1 protein-coding gene is annotated in these 737 nt (G+C 75.2%); it reads left to right on the forward strand.

All coding sequences use genetic code 11. From position 1 onward, the window contains the following. On the forward strand, positions 1–737 hold a 737-nt coding region (locus tag G3I65_RS50725), incomplete at both ends, for an alpha/beta hydrolase (protein ID WP_203612733.1).

The following is a 737-nucleotide window of genomic DNA, read 5'->3' on the forward strand; positions in this document are numbered from 1 at the left end:
CCCCGGCCCTGTTCGACCGCGTCTTCGTCGGCAACGGCAGCACCCGCCAGTGGCTGGCCGGCGCGCTGATCCTCACCAAGGGCGCGGCCGCGCTCGACGGCACCGCGCCGCCCGCGGCGCTCACGGACGACCTCGACGACGTCTCGCGCGCGGTGTTCGGCGTCCCGGCCGCCGGCCTGACCACCGCGGGCGTGGTGCGGACGCTCGCGGCGCCCGAGCCGGACTACGCCGACGTCCCCGGCACCCGGCTGGCGGTGGCGTGCGCCGACCAGCCGTCGCGGAATTCGGGCTGGTACAAGCTGCTCAGCGACCTGCAGGGGCCGTCGTACCCGCTGTTCGGCTGGGCCTACGGCCTCAGCGAGCCGTGCGGCTACTGGACCGACCTCCCCCGGCACGAGCTGCCGAAGCTGCCACCGCGCGCCGCGAAGAACGTCCTCGTCGTCCAAGGCGAATTCGACCCGCAGACCGGCTACGAGCAAGCCGAGTCGGCGGCGCGGGCGGCCGGTGTCCCGATGGTCTCGGTGGCGGATTCGCCGTTCCACGGCCAGTACGCGGTGAGCGGAAATTCCTGTGTGGACGGTCTGGTGAACGGGTTCTACCTCGGCGCCGCCCGCCCGGCGGCGACCATCTGCCCCGGCGTCCCGCTGCCCGGCGAGAAGGCGGTCTTCCCGGTCGACGGCCCGGCGGGCGAGCCGGACGCGGCACCGGAGCCGGCACCGCGGGACGGCCTTTCGGCC

It is taken from the genome of Amycolatopsis sp. SID8362, assembly GCF_010550475.1.
Classification (GTDB): Bacteria; Actinomycetota; Actinomycetes; order Mycobacteriales; family Pseudonocardiaceae; genus Amycolatopsis; species Amycolatopsis eburnea.